23 protein-coding genes are annotated in these 22,786 nt (G+C 39.1%); 14 read left to right on the forward strand and 9 right to left on the reverse strand.

The window, feature by feature from the left end:
- The first annotated feature begins 2 nt into the window (after positions 1 to 2).
- The 14 genes from L6466_RS13270 (at position 3) to L6466_RS13335 (ending at position 13,674) form a co-directional block, all read left to right on the forward strand.
- On the forward strand, positions 3 to 866 hold the full coding sequence (locus tag L6466_RS13270) for a glycosyltransferase (protein WP_237802589.1): 864 nt from the start codon (positions 3 to 5) through the stop codon (positions 864 to 866).
- Complete coding sequence (locus tag L6466_RS13275; RefSeq protein ID WP_237802588.1) at positions 859 to 1,893, forward strand: glycosyltransferase family 2 protein; 1,035 nt, start codon at positions 859 to 861, stop codon at positions 1,891 to 1,893. Before L6466_RS13270 ends, L6466_RS13275 begins: the two co-directional genes overlap by 8 nt.
- A complete protein-coding gene (locus L6466_RS13280; RefSeq protein ID WP_237802587.1) occupies positions 1,890 to 3,158 on the forward strand; it encodes a hypothetical protein in 1,269 nt (422 codons plus the stop codon). The genes L6466_RS13275 and L6466_RS13280 overlap by 4 nt, the downstream gene beginning before the upstream one ends.
- 140 nt (positions 3,159 to 3,298) lie before the next feature.
- Positions 3,299 to 4,333 (forward strand): glycosyltransferase, encoded by a 1,035-nt coding sequence (locus L6466_RS13285; protein ID WP_237802586.1) that lies wholly within the window; start codon positions 3,299 to 3,301, stop codon positions 4,331 to 4,333.
- Positions 4,330 to 5,133, forward strand: a complete 804-nt coding sequence (locus L6466_RS13290) for a family 6 glucosyltransferase (RefSeq protein WP_237802585.1) — start codon at positions 4,330 to 4,332, stop codon at positions 5,131 to 5,133. The genes L6466_RS13285 and L6466_RS13290 overlap by 4 nt, the downstream gene beginning before the upstream one ends.
- Positions 5,134 to 5,706: a serine O-acetyltransferase gene (locus tag L6466_RS13295; RefSeq protein WP_237802584.1), complete on the forward strand. Its 573-nt coding sequence runs from the start codon at positions 5,134 to 5,136 to the stop codon at positions 5,704 to 5,706. It begins immediately after the preceding gene.
- Entirely contained in the window at positions 5,703 to 6,575 is an 873-nt protein-coding gene (locus tag L6466_RS13300) for an alpha-1,2-fucosyltransferase (protein ID WP_237802583.1), read from the forward strand. Before L6466_RS13295 ends, L6466_RS13300 begins: the two co-directional genes overlap by 4 nt.
- A gap of 7 nt (positions 6,576 to 6,582) precedes the next feature.
- Positions 6,583 to 7,410 (forward strand): glycosyltransferase, encoded by an 828-nt coding sequence (locus tag L6466_RS13305; protein WP_237802582.1) that lies wholly within the window; start codon positions 6,583 to 6,585, stop codon positions 7,408 to 7,410.
- A gap of 31 nt (positions 7,411 to 7,441) precedes the next feature.
- Positions 7,442 to 8,398, forward strand: coding sequence for an NAD-dependent epimerase/dehydratase family protein (locus tag L6466_RS13310; protein ID WP_237802581.1), 957 nt, complete (start codon positions 7,442 to 7,444; stop codon positions 8,396 to 8,398).
- A gap of 11 nt (positions 8,399 to 8,409) precedes the next feature.
- Positions 8,410 to 9,414 carry an acyltransferase family protein gene (locus L6466_RS13315; RefSeq protein WP_237802580.1) on the forward strand — a complete coding sequence of 335 codons (1,005 nt, stop codon included), beginning with the start codon at positions 8,410 to 8,412 and terminating at the stop codon, positions 9,412 to 9,414.
- The gene (locus L6466_RS13320; RefSeq protein WP_237802579.1) at positions 9,348 to 10,559 is read left to right on the forward strand and encodes a nucleotidyltransferase family protein; all 1,212 of its coding nucleotides are present in this window, start codon (positions 9,348 to 9,350) and stop codon (positions 10,557 to 10,559) included. The genes L6466_RS13315 and L6466_RS13320 overlap by 67 nt, the downstream gene beginning before the upstream one ends.
- Before the next feature lie 465 nt (positions 10,560 to 11,024).
- Positions 11,025 to 12,083, forward strand: a complete 1,059-nt coding sequence (locus L6466_RS13325) for an MraY family glycosyltransferase (protein WP_237802578.1) — start codon at positions 11,025 to 11,027, stop codon at positions 12,081 to 12,083.
- Between the two features lie 20 nt (positions 12,084 to 12,103).
- Positions 12,104 to 12,505: a WbuC family cupin fold metalloprotein gene (locus tag L6466_RS13330; protein WP_255779992.1), complete on the forward strand. Its 402-nt coding sequence runs from the start codon at positions 12,104 to 12,106 to the stop codon at positions 12,503 to 12,505.
- Between the two features lie 95 nt (positions 12,506 to 12,600).
- A complete protein-coding gene (locus tag L6466_RS13335) occupies positions 12,601 to 13,674 on the forward strand; it encodes a site-specific integrase (RefSeq protein WP_237802576.1) in 1,074 nt (357 codons plus the stop codon).
- A 154-nt stretch (positions 13,675 to 13,828) separates the two neighbouring features.
- Here L6466_RS13335 and L6466_RS13340 read toward each other — a convergent pair whose 3' ends face one another.
- From L6466_RS13340 to L6466_RS13385, 9 genes are all read right to left on the reverse strand, one after another.
- The gene (locus tag L6466_RS13340) at positions 13,829 to 14,422 is read right to left on the reverse strand and encodes a sugar transferase (protein ID WP_237802575.1); all 594 of its coding nucleotides are present in this window, start codon (positions 14,420 to 14,422) and stop codon (positions 13,829 to 13,831) included.
- Positions 14,419 to 15,765, reverse strand: coding sequence for a DegT/DnrJ/EryC1/StrS family aminotransferase (locus L6466_RS13345; RefSeq protein ID WP_237802574.1), 1,347 nt, complete (start codon positions 15,763 to 15,765; stop codon positions 14,419 to 14,421). Before L6466_RS13345 ends, L6466_RS13340 begins: the two co-directional genes overlap by 4 nt.
- Before the next feature lie 101 nt (positions 15,766 to 15,866).
- Complete coding sequence (locus L6466_RS13350) at positions 15,867 to 16,268, reverse strand: WbuC family cupin fold metalloprotein (protein ID WP_237802573.1); 402 nt, start codon at positions 16,266 to 16,268, stop codon at positions 15,867 to 15,869.
- A gap of 15 nt (positions 16,269 to 16,283) precedes the next feature.
- Positions 16,284 to 17,393 carry a nucleotidyltransferase family protein gene (locus L6466_RS13355; protein ID WP_237802572.1) on the reverse strand — a complete coding sequence of 370 codons (1,110 nt, stop codon included), beginning with the start codon at positions 17,391 to 17,393 and terminating at the stop codon, positions 16,284 to 16,286.
- A 53-nt stretch (positions 17,394 to 17,446) separates the two neighbouring features.
- Positions 17,447 to 18,226: a glycosyltransferase family 2 protein gene (locus L6466_RS14260; RefSeq protein ID WP_348535386.1), complete on the reverse strand. Its 780-nt coding sequence runs from the start codon at positions 18,224 to 18,226 to the stop codon at positions 17,447 to 17,449.
- The gene (locus L6466_RS13370) at positions 18,226 to 19,689 is read right to left on the reverse strand and encodes a hypothetical protein (protein WP_237802571.1); all 1,464 of its coding nucleotides are present in this window, start codon (positions 19,687 to 19,689) and stop codon (positions 18,226 to 18,228) included. Before L6466_RS13370 ends, L6466_RS14260 begins: the two co-directional genes overlap by 1 nt.
- A 26-nt stretch (positions 19,690 to 19,715) precedes the next feature.
- Entirely contained in the window at positions 19,716 to 20,867 is a 1,152-nt protein-coding gene (locus L6466_RS13375) for a glycosyltransferase (RefSeq protein ID WP_237802570.1), read from the reverse strand.
- On the reverse strand, positions 20,864 to 22,147 hold the full coding sequence (gene gmhB / locus L6466_RS13380) for a D-glycero-beta-D-manno-heptose 1,7-bisphosphate 7-phosphatase (protein ID WP_237802569.1): 1,284 nt from the start codon (positions 22,145 to 22,147) through the stop codon (positions 20,864 to 20,866). Before gmhB ends, L6466_RS13375 begins: the two co-directional genes overlap by 4 nt.
- On the reverse strand, positions 22,144 to 22,782 hold the full coding sequence (locus L6466_RS13385) for a D-sedoheptulose-7-phosphate isomerase (RefSeq protein ID WP_237802568.1): 639 nt from the start codon (positions 22,780 to 22,782) through the stop codon (positions 22,144 to 22,146). Before L6466_RS13385 ends, gmhB begins: the two co-directional genes overlap by 4 nt.
- Positions 22,783 to 22,786 lie beyond the last annotated feature (4 nt).

Consider the following 22,786-nt stretch of genomic DNA (forward strand, 5'->3'; position numbering starts at 1 on the left):
GTATGAAAAAAATATTAGCAATAATAGTTACATATAATAGAGTTGATTTATTGAAGCGATGTCTGAATAGTTTGCGGGATCAGACTTGTGAAGATTTTGACATCCTTGTAGTTAATAACGGCAGTACAGATGGAACAAAAGCCTTTCTTGAGTCTTTAAATGACATTCTTGTCATTAATCAGGAAAACGTTGGTGGGGCTGGTGGGTTCTATGCTGGTATGAAATATGCACAAGATAACAAATACGATTGGGTTTGGATGATGGACGATGATGGCGTGGCAGATAATAATCAACTAAAATATCTTTTTGAAGAATCAAAAGCAAATGGATTATTATTTGCAAATGCGCTGGTCTGCAATATAAATAATAGAGAGGAGTTGGCGTTTGGATTAGAAGAAGGATCTTGTAAATATAGAACCGTTCATGAAGCACAACAGAAGGATTTGATAGAATGTATTAACCCATTCAATGGAACATTTATCAATATGGAAGTGTTAAACAAGATTGGATTAGTAAAAAAAGAAATGTTTATATGGGGCGATGAAAATGAATATTATCATAGAGCTATGATAAATAATATTGAAACAAAAACAGTAACAAAGGCTTTGCATTATCATCCTAAAATAAAGGGTACGGAGATGAATATATTTCCTCTGTGGTCTAAATATACTGTTAGAACTAAACCGTTTAAAATGTCGCACATTTTTTACAGGAATCTTGGATATATTTATAATACATATTACCCCAAAATTGTGAGAAGGTTATATTATAAATATATGATTTGTTTTATCTTGCATTTGAAAATTAATGAGTTACTGAAGTTTAGGAAATACTATCTTATGGGGATGAATAATGAATATGAATAAAACTGTAACAATTGCTATTGCATCTTGTAATAACGCACCTTATATAGAAAGGTGTATTGATTCTGTTATCCATCAATCTTATAATAATCTTGAGATTTTGATTGTGGACGATGGATCGAAAGATGATACTATAGATAAAATTGAGGAGTTTACCAAAGATAGCCGTTTGAGAATCATAATAAAAGAGAATGGAGGGCTAAGTTCTGTACGACAAAGAGCATTAGAGGAGGCAAAGGGTGATTATATCTGCTTTATTGATGCTGATGATTATCTGAAAAATGATTACGTAGAATTGATGCTTTCGAAGATAATGTCAGAAAATTCGGATATATGTATTTGCAGTACCCTGTTTGAGAATGAGGATGGGAGTATTAATGAAAAAGATACACAATCGTTTGCTGTAATGGATAGGTCTCCCCTAAAGGTTACAAATGACTTGTTGTCAAGTAGAAATAGTAATCTTAGTGGCCTGCTATCTTTAAGTGATTCTTGGAATAAAATGTATAGAACCAGTTTCCTTAAGGAAATAGGTGTTCAATTTAATTTGCCGAAAGGTTTTAATGGGTCTGATTTGGTATTTAATCATAAAGTAGCCCTTTTTGAACCACAATATTCTTTTGTTTCAGCAGTTGAATATTGTCATGTTCTATATAAAAAATCTGCTGTTAGAAGAAAGAAAAAAGAACTTCAACAAGGTTTCCAATTCATTATATCGGATATAACTAACGAGGCATACAGAGCAAATTGTATTGATAAGTTGAAAGGGAAAATTGTAAATTTGCACTATTATTTGCTCAGATATGCTCTTCAAGATAGGTTAAATGAAACAGACGGGCTTAACCTGAAAATTAAAGAGGTATGTAAAAGCCGTAATATAAATACCCTATTTATTGAGCAAAATGTATACCTGATAAATAAAGTCGGGTTCATGGAAACTAATTCTTTAAAGGCATTCTATATGTTGTTCCACTATATGCCATTTTTCTTGCCACTATTTTTCACTATTAGAAAGAAGCTTACAGAATGAAAATCACAAAGTTTGTTTATACTATAATAGTGCTCGGTTTGCTCTATATTTATTTTCACAATCCAATTATGTCAAATGGGTTTGGGTCGTGTAAAATTCTATATATATTTGCGATTTTATATATAGTATTCAATGTACATCGTTTCTCGAAATATATATCATTATTCAAGAAAGAGCTTGTTCTATTGTTGATTCTTATTGTATATAGCGCGTTTGAATTTTTGAGCACTGGCGAGCCCAATACCGTTCGCTTACATATTGTAGGCTTGATGGAGTATTTTGTATTGCCTTTCTTTCTAATTTGCTGTATTAAAGCATATGATAGTGAAAATAGAGGCTCTTTTATTAAATATATGTTGATAATTGGTTGTGTCGGAGCTATTATAACAACTGCATGTGTTAGTTCGTCCTCAGTAAATGAATATGTAAGAATGACATTTAACAAAGCTGTTTTGGCTTCTACTGATGATTATCGAGCAAATACTATGTATAGGGGCTTTGGCATTTCGGAGGCATTAACTTATTCATATGGAATAATTCAAGGTATGTTTTTTGTAATTACTTTTTTTTACATAAAACAAAATAGATGGGTTCTTCCTTTAACATTTTTCATATTATTATCAGCTGCACTAAATGCTCGCACAGGTATTGTTGTTGCAGCCGCAGGTCTTATATTGTATTTTATTTATAGCAAAAAAAATAGTACCTTCCTTGTTGTTGTATCTTTATTTATATTAGTGCTATTTAATATTAGCTGGATATTGAATCTCATAGGCGTAGGATCGCAAACTATAGAATGGCTTTCTATATTTATGAATGAAGCTGATTCTATTTTTACGAATGCATCATTAACTGCCAGTGATACAACATCATATATGTTTAAAGATATGCTTATTTTCCCGAGAAACATGACAGAATGGTTGGTAGGTTGCGGATATGATGTCTACTGGCAGACAGGCAGAAGGTCTGACTTAGGTTGGATAATTCAACTTAATTTCGGTGGAATACCTTATCTCTTGTTGGAACTGACACTTATATGCTATATGTATAAAAGACTAAAGAAACGTGGTTTTAAAAATATAGCAATGTTTTTTGCGATAGCATTTATTATTTCTAATACAAAGGGGCCTGTACTTCCCAATTCTGGTATATTCAGGTTTATAATGCTGTTTTACATTTATTACATAATGTATAGTAAGGAGATGAGAGAATATGGTGCTGCTTCTTCGATTTCAAAAAAAATATCAGCAAAGATAAATTTATGATTTATATTGTTACAACGGAATTGTTTCCAAATGGTCTTGCTGCAACTCAGCGTATAAAGTGCTATGCGAAGGGTATTGCAGAGAGTGGGAATGATTGCCAAGTTCTTTGTTTAAATCGTCTCGAGGACCCAGACAGGCCAATGGGAAACGTAGAGGCTCGAGGGTACATAGATGGATATACTTACCGCTATATAGGGGAATCTACGATGAAGTCAAGCAGTAGTTTAATGGCTCATCTTATAAAAGGCCTTGATACTTTACGCTTCGTAATACTAATGCTGTTTCATTTAAAAAAAGAGGATAAAGTGCTTCTTTACTCCTATAGCGTTATGCTTCTAAATATAGTTCTGGCTGTAGCAAAAATGAAAGGCTTTGAAGTATACTATGAGTTGAACGAGCATCCTTCTATTCATATGCCTGGTTTTGAAATAGACGAAAACTCGTCTGATGATCTACGGAAGCTATATAAGCGATTTCATAAACTCACAGGAATCCTTTGTATTTCAACATCATTAAAAGAGTTATTGGTGAAATGTGGTATTGCCGAGAATAAAGTCCATATAGTTAATATGCTTGTAGATCCTTCTCGCTTTGAGGGCCTCAGGAAGCAGCCAGTAGAACCATATATAGGTTATTGTGGAGCTGCGGATAATAATAAGGATGGTGTTAATCAGTTAATAGAAGCTTTTGCCATGATTAGCTCCAAGTATCCTCGTCATAGTTTGTATATTATGGGACCGAAACGTTCGGATTGTGACAATGAGACATTGGCGAAGAAACTTGGCATTGATAATAAAGTTGTGTTTACAGGAATGGTGAACTCAGATAAACTTCCTCAAAAGTTGGTGAATGCAACCGTTTTGGCCTTGGCAAGACCGCAGAGCCGTCAAGCAAAATATGGCTTCCCAACAAAGTTAGGCGAGTATTTATGTACAGGGAATCCTGTTGTCGTAACGAGTGTTGGGGATATTCCTTTATTCTTAAATAACGAAATTTCTGCATATCTTGCAAAACCTGACAGCATTAATGATATAGCAGTCCAATTAGACAAGTCGCTTTCTGACGATAATGCAATTCAGATAGGTGATAATGGACGAAAAGTTGCAGAGCTTAATTTTTCTAATGAGAAGGTAACATCACAGTTGTTAAACGCTTTAAATATTTTGGATAAATGAATATTGCTATACTATTTATTTGCACAGGGAGGTATAATCAGTTTTTCAAAGATTTTTATGAATCATGCGAAAAATACTTTCTGAAAAATATCGCGAACATTGAATATATAGTGTTTACGGATGATTATTCTATCACAGACTCACCCAAAGTACACCTTCATCATAAAGATTGTCAAGGGTTCCCAATGGATTCATTGATGAGATTTGACATGTTTTTATCCGTAAAGGAAGAATTAGAGAAGTATGATTATTGCTTTTTCTTCAATGCAAATATGCTTTTTGTTGATTATGTTGGTGAGGAATTCTTGCCAACTGCTAGTGGTTTAATGGCTGTTACGCATCCTGGTTATTATAATAAGCCAGCCTTTCTATACCCTTACGAAAGGAGATTAAAATCGACCGCATACATACCACCTTTTAAGAATGAGTACCGATATTATATGGGTAGTTTAAACGGTGGTAAAACGTCTGATTATTTAAAATTAATCAAAACATGTTCAGATAATATACATAAAGATTTGGATAATGGAATAATTGCTATATTCCATGACGAGTCTCAATTAAACAAGTATTTGTCAGAGCACGCCTGTTCTACTGTAAGTCCTGCTTATGCTTTTCCTGAAGGAGCTAATTTGCCCTTCGCTCCCAAAATCCTCATTCGCGACAAAACTAAGGTTGATTCATATTTTAATAAGGGAAGAGACCGTACAATTTATGGGAGAATTAAACAAGCTTTTTATATAGCGATAAGGGGAGTTTGTTGGTTTCTAAAGATATCGATTAATCCAGTAATTAAATAAATGAAAAACAGAAAGACTCTTGAGGAAAAAATACGTTGCGATGCGCATGTAGCGGGTGTTAAATTAGGGTTTATTCAAGAAGTTAAAAGACTATTTTGGCCATCTTATTGCTTTGAATATATTCGTTTACTACGTAAAGCTACGTATTATAAAAGGCAGGGAGGAGCTAAAAGTATTTTTGGTTATTTCCTCTCTGTGATTTGCTTACATAGGTCACGAGCCCTAGGTTTTTATATTCCAGAGGATGTTTTTGGGCCAGGGATATATATACCGCATTTTGGTTCTGTCATAATACACCCTCAATCTCGTATCGGTGCCTTCTGTCAGATTAATAATAACGTAGTTATTGGACAAGTGAACGGCAAATGTCCAATAATTGGTAATAATGTATTTATAGGTTCTGGTGCAGTTATATGTGGTGACGTGAGTATAGCAGATAATGTTTGGATAGGTGCAAATGCTGTGGTTACAAAATCCATTGCTGAAAGTAATGTTTTAATTGCAGGCTCTCCCGCTAGAATCATAGGTGTGCGTGAAAAGAATTGGGTGGAAACTTTTAATTTGAATTCATGAAAATAGTTAAATTTTATGGAGGGCTGGGTAACCAACTTTTTCAATATGCAATGCTGATAGCAATACGAGAAACTACTGGAAAAGAAGTCTTGATGGATACAAGTCTTTATTCAACTTATAGCCTTCATAATGGTTTCGAATTGGGGAAAGTTTTTAATATTACAGCAAACAGAGCTAATAAGGATCAAATAAAACAATTTGCTTGGTATACGGAAAGCTATCGGCTATCACGTATAATCCACTATTGCCTGCCAGCAATGAAACACGAATTCAAAGAAAAGGAATATGGAAAGTATTATCCTGATGCTTTGGCAGTATCTGGCGATGTGATTTATGACGGCTATTGGCAGCATTGGGAATATTTTAATAAGTTTCGCGAGTTGATAATTAGAGAATTTTCCTTAAAAGATGATCTGGATGAAAAAAATGGAAAAACGTTAGGTGCCTTAAAGAGTACAAATAGTTGTAGTGTACATGTAAGAAGAGGTGATTATCTAAAATCAAAGCATTATAAAAATACTTGTAGCAAGGACTATTATCGAAATGCCATTCAAATAGTAAAGGAGAGAGAAGGTGATGACGTGCATTTTTATTTTTTTTCGAACGATTTCCAATGGTGTGTAGATAATCTTGCAGATCTTGTAGATAATGAACATTTCCATAGAATTGACTGGAATAAAGGCTCGGATAGCTACAAAGATATGGTATTAATGAGTGGCTGTAAATTTAATATCATAGCAAACAGTAGCTTCAGTTGGTGGGGGGCTTATCTAAATCAAAGAGAAGATAGTATGGTTATAGCTCCCCAAAACTGGATTAACAAAAAAATAACGAATCCTATTCCGATGAAGGAATGGATAAAAGTATAAACATAAAATGAAAAACGATTTTTCAGTTCTGATGTCGCTGTACCATAAGGAAAATCCTAATTATCTAAGGATGTCATTGGAAAGCATATTTACTCAAACTATTGAGCCTAGTCAGGTTGTTCTTGTGATAGATGGTCCAATAGGGAAGGAATTGCAAGATATTGTGAACGATTTTTCTATTAAATATCCAACCTTGGATGTTTATCCTCAGGATAAGAATAGAGGGCTAAGTGCTGCTCTAAACATTGGATTGGAAAAGTGCAAATATGAAATTGTCTTCAGAATGGATACTGATGACATTTGCTATGTCAATAGGTTTGAACGTATCTTGAAAGTATATGAGAAACAACCAGAATTAGAAATTGTTGGTTCTTTCTCGACAATGATAGATGAGGTAGGTACTGAGGTCAAAGGTATGATAGCCCCAACAACACAAGATGAAATTTATCGTAATGTATGGACGTGCCCGTTTATCCATCCTACAGTTTCATTTAAAAAGTCCTCATTGCTTCGTGTAGGTAGTTATAATCCTAATTCTGGTCCACGCCAAGATGATTATGAATTGTGGTTTAGATGTGTGGAAAATGGATTGAAATGTAAAAACATAGATGAGCCATTACTCTATTATCGCTTCTTTAATGATAGTGTTGACAGAAATAATATTAAAGTTGGATGGTGGAGGGCAAAGGTTGGATTAAAAGGATCATGGCGGTGCAAATGCCCGTTGATAGCATACGTCGGTGTATGTTATCCGTTGGTAAGAGCTTGCATGCCATCATTCATCAGGCAGCTTATGTATAAGATGTCTGACAAAATTAACCCAAGAACAAATTGATATGGTAACGATATAATAGATAGGAATTACAATGAAAATACTTATTACTGGAGTCCATGGATTCGTTGGTTCTAATCTCGTGAAAGCGCTCTCAACAGAGCATACTATATACGGCCTTGACATCGTGTCACCAACCAAAGAAGGAATTCGAAATACTTTCTCTTGGGATTACTTAGACGTCGAGGGAGGTATTCCTGATGTGGATGCAATCATTCATTTGGCAGGTAAGGCACATGATACGAAGAATCAAACGGTGTCAGATGTGTATTTTAAAGTTAATACTGGGCTGACACAGAAGATATTCGATTATTTCTTGGCGCATGATAGCATTAAGAAGTTTGTTTTCTTCAGTACTGCCAAGGCTGCAGCAGACAAGGTGGATGGTGTATTGACAGAGGATATTGTGCCCGCACCTGTAGGCCCTTATGGCGAATCAAAAATTGCGGCAGAGCGCTACATCTTGGATACACTTGAAACTTGGAACTTGAAACCTGAAACTCCTACGAAGCAGGTATATATCCTGCGCCCATGTATGATTCATGGGCCAGGTAACAAGGGTAATCTAAACTTGCTATATGGTGTGGTGAAAAAGGGAATACCCTGGCCGTTAGGTGCATTTGAGAATCGCAGAACTTTTACTTCTATAGATAACCTATCTTTTGTCATCAATGGCTTGTTAGCTAAGGATGTGCCCACTGGCATTTACAACATGGGCGATGATGAAGCACTCAGCACCAATGAACTGATTGAGGAAATCTGTAAGTCGCTAGGTAAAAAAGCTCATATATGGAAGTTGCCTAAGGGTTTGATGAACAGAGTTGCTAAGATTGGGGGGGCACTGCATCTACCATTGAATTCTGAAAGACTGCGCAAGTTGACAGAAAACTATATCTCTTCCAATGCCAAAATCAAAGCTGCTCTTGGCGTTGAGAAAATGCCTGTTGATGCACGAGAAGGATTGAAAGTGACATTGGATAGCTTTAAATAAACCATTCTATTATGACAGCAAAAAGATTAATTTGGGCAGACTCTTTAAAAGGATGGCTAATTATCTTAGTCGTTTTGGGGCATGCAATCCAGTATACCGTGGGAAATGGGAGTGAATCTTGTCATTTGTGGTCTTTGATTTATTCTTTCCATATGCCAGCATTTGTGGCTATTAGCGGCTTTCTTGCTTATCGAAATAATGGTGTTGTTGGGGGGGGTATTTCTTGGAATAAGGTATATAGACGATTTCGACAATTGGTAATACCATTTGGGCTTTGGACAATCGTGTTATTGACAGTCATAAATTGTCTTAACTTGCAAAGCATGGTAAAATATCTGCTATACCCTGATAATGGTTTGTGGTTTCTGTGGGTACTGTTCTTCATCAATGTGTTATTCCTTTTTTCTGATTGGTCTTCAAGGAAATTTAGAGTTAAGTCAGAAGTGGTTGTGTTGATCCTTTGTATATTGCTTGCCATCTTGATGGCACTCTTTAAAATATCTCTATTTGGACTTCAATTGATTGCCTTTTATTTTCTCTTTTACTCTTTAGGGTATTATATGCATAAGTATTATGATAGGTTTTTTACATCAAATCGTTATGTCATAATCCCTTTAACTATAGTTTGGATGGTGCTAGGTTGGTTCTGGCAGATGCATGAATTGCCTTTTTTCTTAAAAGGCAACCTTGTGCCTGAAACTATATTCATCTATGCTTATCGATATTTAACAGCTACATTGGCTATTTATGTAATGTTAGCAATAGCACCGAACTTGATAAGTAAAGAGAGTAAATGGAACCTGCCATTTGTGAGAATAGGAGTCGTGTCCCTTGGTATTTACGCAACTCACTTGATTATGATGAGCAAAATCATTGCAATTATTCGAGAGCTTAATCTTTCGGAGACGATGGTTATAGTAATATCCTTTATTTGTGCCTTGGCTATATCATGGCTGCTGGTATGGTTGCTGACCAAGTGGAAAGTTACGTCAGTTTGTTTGTTGGGCAAGATATAAAATGTTTTTGGGGAATGAGTGAAACTGTGTGTGGGAGACAAACAATAGATATTTTTCTCGCATTATTGAAAGCTGGACTTTGGGAATGTGATGTTCGGCTCTCGCAGTTTAAGGACATATATTTTGAAGAAATATACCGCTTGTCCGAGGAGCAAGCGGTATTAGGTTTGGTGGCTGCGGGTTTAGAGCATATGGTAGATATGAAAGCGCCTCAGGCCATAGTCTTACAGTTTGTAGGCCAGACTCTCCAAATGGAACAACGAAATCTGGCCATGAATACTTTCATAGGTGAGCTGATTTCCAAGTTGAGAGCCTCTGATATTTATACATTGCTTGTCAAAGGACAAGGAATTGCACAATGTTATGAACGCCCCCAATGGCGAGCTTGTGGCGATGTGGATTTATTTTTGAGTGATGATAACTATGAGACTGCAAAAAGTTTTTTATTGCCACTTGCATCTTTTGTTGAAAAAGAGGTTATTGCAACAAAACACATTGGAATGATAATTGACGGTTTAAATGTGGAGCTACATGGATCTTTGAATTGTGGATTGTCAACCCGTATTGATAGATGTTTGCAGGATATTAAGAATGTTATCTTCTACGAAGGAAAGGTGCGCTCATGGCAGAATGGGAAAACACAAGTGTTCCTACCGTCAGCAGATGAAGATGCGGTATATGTGTTTACTCACTTCTTAGGTCATTTCTATAAAGGAGGAATTGGGCTTCGGCAGATTTGTGACTGGTGTAGGTTGCTATGGACATATAAGGAATCACTTAATTACGGATTGCTGGAATCACGGGTTCGAAAGATGGGATTGATGACTGAGTGGAAAGCTTTTGCTGCTTTCGCTGTAGATTACCTTGGAATGCCATCGGAGGCAATGCCTATGTATTCGTCTGATAAGAAATGGAAGCGAAAGGCCGATAAGCTATGTGCGTTTATCATGGAGGTCGGAAATATGGGACATAATAGGGATATGAGCTATTTTGAGAAATACCCTTATCTGATACGAAAAGTGTGCTCGATGGGGTGCAGGTGTGGTGATGTAATAAGACATGTGCGGATATTCCCGTTGGTTTCGTTAAGATTCTTTCCTTATATCATGTTCAATGGAATAAGGAGTGCAATGAGAGGGGAATGAAAATGGGAAACGGGGGGACGGGTATGTTTCACAGAAGAACTAAGTCAGTAATAATCAATAGTTGAGCAATGCCAAGGCAGGCGAGACAAGCATCAGGAACTGGTATATATCATGTGATGATGCGTGGTATAAATCACCAGAACATTTTTGAGGTTTAGAGTCCCTTGACAAGGGACGGCTATCGCTCGGCTTTGCCGCTTTTACAAAGCGCAGTGACTAAAAGAATGCAGGGATTTATTTACTTATAAAGGAAATGACAGGTGCGACGAATAGCAGCGCATTCCAGCAATTACCAGCAGATATAAAGAAGTCTGTATTAATAGAATTGAAGGGTAAAAGAGCATCATTGCGTCAATTGGAGAGATTGACAGGAATCAGTAAAAGCATGATTTATCGCATGTGATGAAACAGGAACCCGTCCCGGTGGTTCTCAAATATTGATGTAAAAAGAAAAAGATATAATATATGTGGGTTACTTATACGATTATTTTTGTAGTATTACTCATACTTGAGTTGGTGTATTTTAAGGTTGCAGACAAGTGTAACATCATTGATAAGCCGAATGAGAGGTCGAGCCACTCGACGATAGTGTTGAGGGGTGGAGGAATTATATTTGCAATATCAATGATAGTGTGGTTGATATTGCAAATGGTTCATGGTGAATGGTTAACGGTTCATGATTATCTGCCATTCATGGTTGGATTGATTCTGATTGCAGGGGTGAGTTTCTGGGATGATGTGAAGTCGTTGCCTGACAGGATAAGGCTGGTGGCGCAGTTCCTTGCTATGGGATTGGCTGCATGGGGCATGATTCAGGGATCGGAGTTGATGGCTCTGGAATGGTACTGGTTGGTATTAATCGGTATCGCGGCATTGATTGTATTTGTCGGGGCAACGAACATCATCAACTTCATGGATGGTATCAATGGGATCACGGCGGGGTATGCGCTCGCGGTATTGGGTCCTCTGATGATATTAGATGTAAGAGGTCAGATGGAAGATGTGACTGGGTTTATAGAGCCAAGTTATCTGATTGTGGCGATTATTGGCGTGCTGGTGTTCTGCCTCTTTAACTTCCGTCCAAAGGGTAAGGCGAAGTGTTTTGCCGGGGATGTGGGGTCAATAGGTATCGCGTTCATCATGTTGTTTGCCATCGGTAAACTGATTGTGCAGACGGGTGACGTGACTTACTTGATTTTGTTGCTGGTATATGGTGTGGATGGCTGTCTGACGATTATCCATCGTATCATGTTGCACGAGAACCTGGGGGAAGCGCACCGCAAGCATGCGTTCCAGTTGATGGCAAATGAGCTGAAGATAGGTCATGTGAAGGTGACTCTGCTATATATGGCGATGCAACTGGTGGTGAGTTTGGGATTTATCTATCTGATTCCGAATACGCCTGCGGCTCATTGGATGTATTTCATATGTGCTATCCTGGTGCTAGCTGTGGCGTATGTACTGTTCAAAAAAAAGTATTACTATCTGCATGAAGAGTACCTTAGATCGCTACGCTCTAATTGAAAATTGATAATTGAAAGGTTATGGTTGACAAGATATCACAAGCAATATTGGACGGATTGACTGCTAAGGCGAAAGGGAGTCCAAGACTTAGGATGAACTTAGATTTAAGGAATGGCAATGATGACACGTCGCAGAGAATGCTGAATGCCATCGAGCCAGGGAGTGAGGTTCCCATTCATCGGCATCAGAAGACTTCAGAGACCGTTGTCTGTCTTCGAGGTCGATTAGTCGAGGAATATTATGACGAACTTGAAAGGATATGTACCGACGCTATCGAACTCTCTCCGAATGGTCCTGTTGTGGCATTGAATATACCGGCAGGTCAATGGCACACGGTGAGAGCGTTGGAGAGTGGAACCGTCATCCTGGAAATGAAGGATGGCACCTACGAGCCAATGGGTCCTGAGGATATATTAAAATAAGAAACGAGCAAAGGCTCCTGCGACGACAAGCAGGAGCCTTTGCTCGTTTAATACCGGTGCAATAAATCCGACGATTCTTCGTTCAAAAGAAAGCTATGATGTCAGTAACAACTATTTTCAACAGATGTTTTCGTGCCTTTCACATTAGAAAGAACACAGAATGGATTTATCCTCGTCTTTTACGTTTTATTAATGAATCGCATCGCGATGGAGTGATGGGTGATGGCCGGTATGCCATTGCGTTGGGCAAAGCCGAGAAATTGCACCGATTCCTCATTATCAATGACCTGTCGTCAATTGCTGCATCGGAGTTTACAACTGAGCAGGTTCTGCAATTCCGACAGTTCATCTATGATGAGTACAAGTATGTGTCGCTGTATCCGCATCTTTATCCGCAGAGGCCAGGCAATCGATATCCCAGGAAGCGGCTGCGCGATACCACTGTAGTACATGATCTTAAATTACTACAGGCCTTCTTCACTGAATTGGAGAGCACCGATGAGATTCACTGCAATCCGTTCCACAAAATATCGATGGAGAAGCGGCGGGTGATGATGCATGTGATGTATGATGCGCCCATCTATTTGCGAGCCAATGAACTCAAGCAAATAATGATGACAGCCATTCCCGAGAGACTGCAGTGGGTGAAAGACCTGTTTGTGCTTAATTGTTGTATCGGTTGTCGTATCAGTGATTTGCTGAGGCTAACGATGGACAAGGTTGCAATGTCGGAGGATGGTATCCCCTATGTGCATTACATGCCATCAAAGACCGCAAAGATGCAAACAATCAATGCCGAGGTGATAACACCGCTGATAGAACCTGCGATGGAAATCATAAACCGCACGCAACTGCAACTGATGGGTGCCAATCCCCACTATGGCAAGCAGCGATACAACAAGATGCTACGAGAGTTGCTGAGAGAATGTGGTATCAATCGTCGCGTCACATTGTATAACCCAGAAACGGGCGACAACATGTATAAGCCCATCTGGGAGGTGGCGACATCAAAACTGGCCCGCAAGACACACATTGACATGCTGAACAAGGTGCAAATCAACTATTATGCGGCGGGCTTGCACCATGCTGGCTCTGATGCCGTATTCAGATATACCAATCTGGAACTGAAGGATCGGTACGATCTAATAAAAGCAGCATTTAGAATATAAAAAGGTCGGTGCATTAAATGCATCGACCTTTTACTTACCTATCTCCAGCGGGGCCAGAAGAGGTATGAGCAGAACGCCCAAATATTTTTAAAAATTGATTTTATCATCTTTCAGTAATTAATCACCCAACTCCGAGCTTTGTTCGCCTGAGTACTTATCTTTCATGAACGATCACGAAGAAGGTCTTAAATATCAAACCGATATCATACAGAAAGGAATGCTTCTCTACATATTCCAGATACAGCTTAATCTTCTCCTGCATAATCACCTCAATGTAGTACTTCTCGGGGTCTTCTGCTTTCTCCATCAGCTCGTTCTCGTTACGGAACTTGATACTTGCTGGGTCTGTGATGCCCGGGCGCACGTCCAGCACGTGCATTTGCTCGGGCGTCCAGTAATCTACATAGTGACGAACTTCTGGTCTTGGGCCAACCAAGCTCATATCTCCAAGGAACACATTAATGAGCTGCGGCAGTTCATCGAACTTGAACTTACGAATAAAGTATCCACTCTTTGTTACACGGGGGTCATGACCACCAATAGTCACCAAACTACCTTTGTCAGCCCCTACTCTCATAGAGCGGAACTTAAAGATGCGGAAGTCCTTATTCTTAAAGCCGACTCTTACCTGGCGATAGAACACGGGGCCCTTGCTATCCAGCTTAATCCAAATAGCTAAAACCAAAAAGAGCGGACTGAGTACAATCAGTCCCAGTCCACTCGCAATTATATCAAACGCTCTTTTCACGAATTCTTCAAAATATCTACGAAGTTAGTAATCACATACTCAACATCCTCATCCGTCAGGCGCGTATGCAAGGGCAATGTAATCTCGTTCTCAAACAGATGATAAGCATTAGGATAATCCTTGATGTCAAATCCCAGAGCCTTGTATGCAGTCATCATAGGCAGCGGCTTGTAGTGCACGTTGCAGGCAATGCCACGCTCTGCCATCTGCTCTATCACCTTATTGGCATCCTCACGAGTCTTGCCAAGTAAGCGCACCAGATACAAATGATGTGAGCTGCAATGGTCAGCATCCTTATGATTCAGAACTGCCACAGGCAGATCCTTCAACGCCTCATTATACTTAGCCACAATCTCCTGGCGACGTTTCAGCATACTATCATAGCGTTCCATTTGCACCAGTCCCATTGCAGCCATGATGTCCGTCATGTTACACTTATACCAAGGGCCAATGATGTCGTACTCCCATGCTCCCAGCTTAGTCTTTGCCAGCGCATCCTTATTCTGTCCATGCAGTGAGAACAACTGAGAAATACGATACAACAACTCATTCCAAGTTTCCCCTTTCTTCTTAGGCACGTTTGGAAGATAGTCCAAACCTTGAACATTGAACTTTGAACCTTGAACCGGAACTTGTTCATTGCCAAACGGCAAGTTCCAAGTGAGTGCACCACCTTCAGCAGTAGTAAAGTTCTTCACCGCATGGAAACTGAACGAGCTAAAGTCCGCAATGGCACCCGCCATCGTCTTCTGCTTGTCAGAAGACCCTTTCTGTGTTTTCTGTGATATCTGTGTGACCTTCTTCCAAGCGCCGAACGAGTGCGCGCAGTCTGCCGATACCACGATGCGACCAATCTTTGCCTGCAAAGCATTGTTAGGCTTAAACAGCCCCTTCTTTGCCTCCACAATCTCAAACACGCGGTCATAGTCAGCCACAATACCACCCAGATCCACAGGTGCAATCACCTTTGTCTTCTCCGTAATAGCAGCAGCCAACTTGTCGTAGTCCATCTCCACATTGTCCTTCTGACTGTCCACCAGCACCAGTTTGCAGCCCACATGCTGTGTTACTGATGCCGTAGCAGTATAGGTATATGCAGGCACTATCACCTCATCATCCGGCTGAATATCCAGCAGGTGCAGCACCATCTCCAGTGCTGCCGTTGCCGAGTTCAGACACACCGTCTTGTCCGTGTGCACATATTCCGAGATTAGACTTTCCAACTTCTTCGTACGAGGACCAGTAGTAATCCAACCCGAGAGAATTGCCTCACGCACCTCTTTTGCCTCTGCCTCCGTCATATCTGGCGGAGAGAAAGGAATATTCCTAAGTTTCATGTTCATAATTCTTCTATTTGGTTAATCTCATAGTGTTGCAAGCACTTTATTTAATATGTTTATTATTGTTTTTGTTAATTTATACCATGTGTTTGACCTTATTGTTATCATTGCGGTTTCTTCACCCCTTCCACTTCATGCGGCACGAAGGGACCTTCCTTGCATTCAAAGAATACACTCCCAGACTCCAAGCTTTCCACATTATGCCAGACGTTCTTGGGGATATCTACTCCATAGAGTCCTTCCTCTGGGCAAAGAATTACACTCTCCATCACAGTACCATCATCATTGTAGGTATTAACGCGAACCTTGCCGCGAAGTAGCACGAACGACTCGTCTTTCGTCGGATGGCGATGTATCTCCACCTTCGTTCCTGGCTCCACGGCATTCAAAAATCGATGGCACTTCTCATCAAGACTCTGATGAAAGTTGTGATTCATCCTCAACCTATCAGACTGTTTTGCCTGTGCGGAAACTTTATCAAGAAGATTATTATCTATGATTTTCATTGGTTATCGTTAAGGTTAACGTTTAAAGATTCTTTCTTTAATCTTTAACCAATTCACGCCAAGTATAATTCCTGATAAGAACCTTAAAGTATTCAGAGGAAATATGGATCCGACTCTAAACGTATCCTTAAATCTTTGCCACCTACCCCCTTTAAGAATAAAGATCACTATCTGTTCCGCTTTCTTTCTAAGTTCAGCATCAATCTCACATCTGCCATCTTCCTTCTCACTTCTTACATCGAGAAGCGGCATCGCTTCGATAGGCATACCAAGATACTCAACGGCCAAGGCTGCAAATGACTTCCATTCTGACATCAGTCCTGCTTTGCGTATTCGAGATTCCAATAATTCGTGATTCAGAGAGTTCTTGTAAGTCCACAGTAATCTGCACCAGTCGCATAACTGTCTAATTGAAACTCCACCCTCTTTATAGAAATGTTTAATGAAGTGTGTAAAAACGAAAAACACATCATTATCTGGTGCTGGCAGAAAGATTTGCGTCTTACCATTTACCCATGAGCGAACACTACCACCGTAGAAAACATCTCCTTGTACCGAATCAATGGCTTTATCAATACGAGTTGATAATCCAGTACGCAGAGTACCATGGATTTCTACATACCATGGAGCTATGCTCATACCCATTTCCTTCGAATACAGTCTTTCAGGCTTATTATCCGAAGATAAGGGAAGAAGAAATATTTTCGCTTTCTGATAATTCTCATCACTTAGAAAGAAGTCTATATCACCAGGCGTTCTCCATTGAGGTTTTTCATAACATTGTGCTATTCCCTGTCCTTTTACTAGCAAAGTATAGATGTCAGATTCTCGCATCTTCGCAACCAAATCAGCAATAAACTGATTCATCGCCTTATTACGTTGCTCAATTATCTGGACCTCACCGATCCACTGTAGCAAAAGAGCCTGAGGTGGTTTCACTTCAGAGTGTTCCAATCCGTCAAGAACAAGTCCAAGAACTGATTGTTCGATAGCGAGTCGATAAACCTCCTGCCAGTCCATTTTTTCAGAACCATGAATCATGAACCATGAATCATGAACCGAAGTATTCTCCCACAGTCCAGCCCTTACCAGTGCGAAGAATGCGTCAATTGTATAATCTCTCATCGTATCATCAAAGCCATCGTTCACTCGGCTTTGCCGCTTGTTCCCGAGGGATCTCATGAAGGTTGGTACGTCTTAACGTACCTCATCTTCTTGTAAGCATTCCCAAACACATTCATGATAACCCAGAAAGTGGCAGCAATAGGATTCATCTCTTCTGCAACACGGAACAACGGATAATGAGCCCAAATACGTTTCCACAGAGGTTTGGGGGTAATTGAATTAGCACGACGACGGTACTTGCCAAGACATTCTGGCAAAAGGTAACAATCAGCTTTCCGTATCACCTTCAACCACATCGCCGTATCATTATTCTTCTTGATGTCGTTAATCTGAATCAAGCCTATCTTCGAGGCATCGTACATCACAGACAAGCATCCTGGCCAGCAGCAGGCATACATATCAAATTTACCCACATGTTTCTTGCCACTCACGTGCACACCAAGCAAATTGTCTTGTTCGTCTATCTCCACATACTCGTGATAGGAGAATGCATACTCGTTTTCTTCCATAAACTTGATCTGTTTTTCAAGTTTAGTAGGCTCCCATAGGTCATCACTATCTAAGAATGCAATCCACCTTCCTTTTGCATTTCTCAGAGCAGTATTGCGAGTAACCGCAGCTCCGCTATTAGACGAGTTTTGATATATACTTATTCTGTCATCAGCTTTCTCAATATTCAGAACCTTATCTACTGTTCCATCTCCAGAGCAGTCGTCAACAACTATAAGTTCCCAGTTCTGATAGGTCTGAGTCTGAACGCTTTTAATACTTTCCTCTATAAAACGCCCACATTTATATGTCGGCATTATAATAGACACTAAATCGTTAGCCATTATTTTATTTCCATTTTTGGTTTATTCTCAAATTCTACTAAGCCATTTGATAATTTTATTAGTGGCACATCCTCGTATAAATCCATCCTCTTAATATTTTTAATACTTATATGATTAACATATCCTATATTAGCCATATTTTCAGAGGTAGGAATTTTATAGATGAAAATTGTATTCAGATTATCACTACCCCATATTTTCAATTTATTGATTGAAACATTGGGCCAGCATTTCTTACGTAATTCAGGACGCTGGTTTTCTCCGTCAAACGGATTTCCCGCCTGTATCAAATATGTATGCCATTCTTTGACATGCCACTCACAATCTTTTATTACTATATCAAAACCCGTATATGCGTTATAAGACGGTTCTAAAAGTATGGGAATAAAATCCAGAAACTTACAATGTGAGAACTTAATTGTCCCATAGACAGAACTAAATTGGTTATATAAATTTCCAAATGTACATCGCTCAAATGATACATTTTTCCCATAACAATGAATATCAAAGCGATTGATGTCACAATCTTTCAAGTTCACCTTATTCATATTATTAGTACCAAACACCCCCCATTTGGCCGTCGCCACCATTCTATTGACCTTAAGGTCGTGAATATTATTCATGGCCACGCCATAACCGAATTTGTTTAGTTGAGAATAAGTTCCATCAATTCTGATATTATTTAATGTTACACGCACACAATTACGAATCCCTATGATACCATCTCCAAACATTACGTCATTGTCAGGAGTTGTAATAGTGATATTTTCTAATCTAACATTATACTGATTCTGAATATTACATAAATATGTCTTTTCGTTAGAGTCACTCGTCCTATAAAAATGAAGATTTTTAACTTTTTGCTCCCCCTTCCTAACCGCGCAATATTTCCCGATTGGTTTTGATGCTATTGTATTATAACTAGCTGTTGGTTTATTATTTCCTTTTCCGTCAACGACAACAACAATATCACGTCTAGAAGCCCCGTAATCATACCCTTTGCGATTCTTCACCCATGGTGTACCGTCTTCAATCACTAGCAGATAAGTTCCCCTATTTAACTCAGGGTATTTTGTAAAGTTAGCATCATCAATATCTTGACCATCTACAGATGCAAGATTATTCAGTTCACTTTTTAGCGCGAACAGGGCAATTTCCTTGGTCGTGTTCCGAACATAAAGATTCACGTTACAGAAATCCACCGTTTTAGAAAGCGGTATGGAAACGGCATCCGATGGTATTTCTATATGTATGTCGTTAATTCCTTTATAACTTATCGACTTCCCATAATTTACTGCGTCTTGATGACATTGCAAAAGAATGTAGTATCGTTCAACATCATTCTTTGCCTTGTCAATACCATAATCTAAAGGATTCAGTATTTCTTTAGAATAGGACTCACAAACAAATATAGTAAAGAATACGAGTAAGTAAATATAACGAGATCGAGATAATGAATACATATTCGCAATCTTTTTACACCTATTTTTTATGAAATTGTCCGATATGCGTTAATTGTGTTCAGCGCAGTATTATGCCAAGAATACTTTTCATTAAGATTATCAATTACCTTCATTTGAACATCTAAATTAATCTCACCATCTATAAATTTCTTAAGTAAATCAGAGAGAGATTGAGGGTTCTCTGATTTAAAAAAGTACTCATCAGGATATCCCTCCAATGTTTCTTTAAAAGAAGGTAAGTCAGAAGTTAATATGGGTTTGTGAAAAGATAAGGCAAGCAATAGTACGCCACTTTGTGAAATTTTTCGATATGGCAACAAAATCAAATCAGACTTACCTATGGCATCATACAACGTTTCGTCAGAAACAAAGTCATTTATCCATTCAACATTAAGGGCTTTAGCTTTTTCCTGGCAAGAAGAATACAAATCTTTATCTGTCGCAAGTCCTACAATTTTCGCACTAATTTTCTTCTTATATTCTTCTGGTAGTAAACATATTGCATCGATTAATATATCAGCACCTTTATATTTATTTTGAAAGCCATACATAATAACCCGCTTAACTCCATCAGAAAAAGAATGCTCAGATGGTAAATAGTTCTCTGCTACATAGATTCCATGATATGCCACAAAGATTTTTGACTGGGGTATATTGAATTCACCAGATAATTCTTCCTTTGCGCTAATGAGATGTACTAAATAGCCATCTATATATTTGTCCAATGATATAAACCTATGGATGTATGCCTCTTTTCTACCACCAGATAGCCTATGAGGATAAATATTATGTGCTGTATAGAAAATTTTAAGTTTGGGTACAAACTTTTTTAAAAGCATGAGGTAATATTTTTCACCGCCCATGAACTCAACAAAAGGTAGCCATTGTATATGCAGTACATCAGGGCGTTTAAATACCAGGTAAAAGAATACAAAGAGATAGTTTAAGACAACTTCGATGGCCCTCACCACTCTCTTAATTCTGTCTTCGCCACCGGCCCACTTATCAGGGACTATTGTTAAGAGCTTCTTAAATTTAAAGCCATTTGCTACTCCATGCAGTTTTGGCGCAACTAACGTCACTCCTCCCTCTTTATTTATATCAGACAGTGCCTTACATAAAGCTGGATTATACTGAGCCGCATTACGACTTGTGATATCTAAAATAGCTATTTTCATTCTAAAATCAATTTAACGACATCTAATAGAGATTTGTTATTCCGGCCCACTAAAACAGTTTTTTTACAGCCAGCGTTTTCACCAGATAACATATCATTTTCACTATCACCTATCATTATAGATTGTGCCAAGTTAATATTAAAATCTCGTGCTGCTTGCAAAAGCAATCCAGGCTTAGGCTTTCTGCAGTCACAATCGAATTTATATTCTGGACGCTCGCCTTCAAAGCCCTTGTCAGGATGATGAGGACAGATATAGATACCATCAATATAGGCACCATCCTTGCCAAGAAGCGTTTCCATCTTCCTGTGTATCTCATGCAGCTCGTCCCATGTCACTTCACCGCGGGCAATCACAGGCTGATTGGTCACAACAATAGCCAAATAGCCACTCTGGTTAATCTTTTTAATGGCTTCCGATACGCCATCAATCAGTTCGAAATCGTCGATATTGCGAAGGAAGCCGACATATTTATTGATAGTACCATCACGATCCAGGAAGATTGCCTTCTGCCTGTTATGCAGATTCTTTGCCTGAACAACACCATTCTTATAATCCGCTTCCACCTGATGGAAGCGTTCCGGTGTACCCATATCCTTCACATATTCCGGACTGTCATAACAGAACATCTTTCCAGTTCCGCACAACGGCTTCAAAATCTGTCGGTCCAAATCGACCTTACCCTTGGGATAACCTGTCAATGGGTCGATCTCCAGATTCTTCAGACTCAGTTCCAGAACTTTCGGGTCGATCACATGGAGTCCTGCATTCACCCTGTTATTGTACCATTGCGGACGTTCATCCTCCTTGCTCAGCCATTTCTCAACCTTTCCGTCGTTGCCGGCAATAACCAGTCCGCTATCGTATGGATGCGAATTGGGATGTGTGAAAAGCGTAACCAAACCTCCATGCTTTTTATGAAAGTCGAGCATCCGGTTGAAATCCACATCGAAGGCTGCATCGGCATTCAGCAGGAAGAAAGGCTCCTCACCCATCTTCTCTTTCAATTGGAATAATGCACCAGCATTCCCCAGAGGTGTTTCCTCTACGAAATACTCAATCTTTACCCCCAACTGACTGCCATCACCAAAATAAGCGATAATCTTATCTGCCAGATAGCCTACGGTCAGTATGATGTCCTTGAAGCCCTGTGCCGCCAGCGACCTAACCTCCCTTTCAAGAATAGGCATCCCATCCACAGGAATCAGCGGTTTAGGAATATCGGGAAAAAGTTCAGCAATGCGGGTTCCTCGTCCGCCAGCCATTATTACTACTTTCATTTTTCTCCAAAGAATTTCTCTTCTAACATCAAGCACAAGCAATGATACACCGGCAGGTGATACTCCTGTATCTTATAAGTTTCCGTCTCAGGTACACGAATACACACATCCGCATACTTCATCAGTTTGCTTTCTTTAGCACCTGTTAAGCCAATCACCTTCAACCCTTTAGCCTTGGCATTCACAGCAGCATAAAGCACATTCTTGCTATTACCGGAAGTGGAAATACCCAAGAACACATCCCCTGGCTTTCCATAGCCGTTTACTTGCTGAGCAAACACCAAATCAGCATTAGCATCATTCATAAATGCTGTTGTCAAAGAGGAATGACCAGTAAGACAAATGGCAGGTAATGCACCTTGTAAATTATCTGCTAATACCTGACCTAGCTCAGGATCAATGGCTTTCAGAGCAGCAGCATGGTCGCTATATACTTTACGTTTAAGTTTAAACTCTTTCATCAACTCACCCACAATATGTTCTGAGTCTGACGCTGAGCCTCCATTACCACAAACAAGTAGTTTTCTACCGTTTAAATAAGCAGATTCTAGAATCCTGTATGCTTTCTCGATATCCTTTTTACATACAGCAAGTTTGGGATACCTTTCAATAAGAATATTTAACTGCTCTTCCATGATG

This window comes from Prevotella communis (assembly GCF_022024175.1).
Taxonomy (GTDB): Bacteria; Bacteroidota; Bacteroidia; order Bacteroidales; family Bacteroidaceae; genus Prevotella; species Prevotella communis.

Coding starts and splice junctions, on each gene's coding strand:
- L6466_RS13270 (WP_237802589.1), top strand. CDS start 3: ATGAAAAAAATATTAGCAATAATAGTTACATATAATAGAGTTGATTTA.
- L6466_RS13275 (WP_237802588.1), top strand. CDS start 859: ATGAATAAAACTGTAACAATTGCTATTGCATCTTGTAATAACGCACCT.
- L6466_RS13280 (WP_237802587.1), top strand. CDS start 1,890: ATGAAAATCACAAAGTTTGTTTATACTATAATAGTGCTCGGTTTGCTC.
- L6466_RS13285 (WP_237802586.1), top strand. CDS start 3,299: ATGGGAAACGTAGAGGCTCGAGGGTACATAGATGGATATACTTACCGC.
- L6466_RS13290 (WP_237802585.1), top strand. CDS start 4,330: ATGAATATTGCTATACTATTTATTTGCACAGGGAGGTATAATCAGTTT.
- L6466_RS13295 (WP_237802584.1), top strand. CDS start 5,134: ATGAAAAACAGAAAGACTCTTGAGGAAAAAATACGTTGCGATGCGCAT.
- L6466_RS13300 (WP_237802583.1), top strand. CDS start 5,703: ATGAAAATAGTTAAATTTTATGGAGGGCTGGGTAACCAACTTTTTCAA.
- L6466_RS13305 (WP_237802582.1), top strand. CDS start 6,583: ATGAAAAACGATTTTTCAGTTCTGATGTCGCTGTACCATAAGGAAAAT.
- L6466_RS13310 (WP_237802581.1), top strand. CDS start 7,442: ATGAAAATACTTATTACTGGAGTCCATGGATTCGTTGGTTCTAATCTC.
- L6466_RS13315 (WP_237802580.1), top strand. CDS start 8,410: ATGACAGCAAAAAGATTAATTTGGGCAGACTCTTTAAAAGGATGGCTA.
- L6466_RS13320 (WP_237802579.1), top strand. CDS start 9,348: ATGGCTGCTGGTATGGTTGCTGACCAAGTGGAAAGTTACGTCAGTTTG.
- L6466_RS13325 (WP_237802578.1), top strand. CDS start 11,025: ATGTGGGTTACTTATACGATTATTTTTGTAGTATTACTCATACTTGAG.
- L6466_RS13330 (WP_255779992.1), top strand. CDS start 12,104: ATGGTTGACAAGATATCACAAGCAATATTGGACGGATTGACTGCTAAG.
- L6466_RS13335 (WP_237802576.1), top strand. CDS start 12,601: ATGATGTCAGTAACAACTATTTTCAACAGATGTTTTCGTGCCTTTCAC.
- L6466_RS13345 (WP_237802574.1), bottom strand. CDS start 15,765: ATGAACATGAAACTTAGGAATATTCCTTTCTCTCCGCCAGATATGACG.
- L6466_RS13350 (WP_237802573.1), bottom strand. CDS start 16,268: ATGAAAATCATAGATAATAATCTTCTTGATAAAGTTTCCGCACAGGCA.
- L6466_RS13355 (WP_237802572.1), bottom strand. CDS start 17,393: ATGAGAGATTATACAATTGACGCATTCTTCGCACTGGTAAGGGCTGGA.
- L6466_RS14260 (WP_348535386.1), bottom strand. CDS start 18,226: ATGGCTAACGATTTAGTGTCTATTATAATGCCGACATATAAATGTGGG.
- L6466_RS13370 (WP_237802571.1), bottom strand. CDS start 19,689: ATGTATTCATTATCTCGATCTCGTTATATTTACTTACTCGTATTCTTT.
- L6466_RS13375 (WP_237802570.1), bottom strand. CDS start 20,867: ATGAAAATAGCTATTTTAGATATCACAAGTCGTAATGCGGCTCAGTAT.
- gmhB (WP_237802569.1), bottom strand. CDS start 22,147: ATGAAAGTAGTAATAATGGCTGGCGGACGAGGAACCCGCATTGCTGAA.
- L6466_RS13385 (WP_237802568.1), bottom strand. CDS start 22,782: ATGGAAGAGCAGTTAAATATTCTTATTGAAAGGTATCCCAAACTTGCT.